The following is a 290-nucleotide window of genomic DNA, read 5'->3' as shown; positions in this document are numbered from 1 at the left end:
AAGTGGGTTCCAAAGTAGTAAGCAAAAGCTAGGATAATATTGACTAATGCTAAGACTGGACTTGGATAGAGAGAAAATGGTGTAGAATAAGCTGTTCCTAGGTTACTTAGGACAAAGAAAGTGCTAAATACTCCAGTAACGATGAGAATGCCGATATAAGTCAAGATTGCAAAGAGGAAGCGATGATCCTTGAATAATTGACCGACAGATATAGAGAAGTAGATCAAAAGGATACCAGTGGTAATTTCAATTAAATAATAGACAATCTGACTGAATAGAATTGTCCAGTC

General features: G+C 36.2%; 1 pseudogene. It reads right to left on the bottom strand.

From position 1 onward, the window contains the following. A pseudogene (locus C1G53_RS12180) lies at positions 1-290 on the bottom strand (ABC transporter permease); the annotation flags it as partial.

This window comes from Streptococcus suis (genome assembly GCF_002960445.1).
GTDB lineage: Bacteria > Bacillota > Bacilli > Lactobacillales > Streptococcaceae > Streptococcus > Streptococcus hyiners.
The sequence above is the reverse complement of the archived record's forward strand: the minus strand, read 5'-3'. Positions and strand labels throughout refer to the sequence as shown.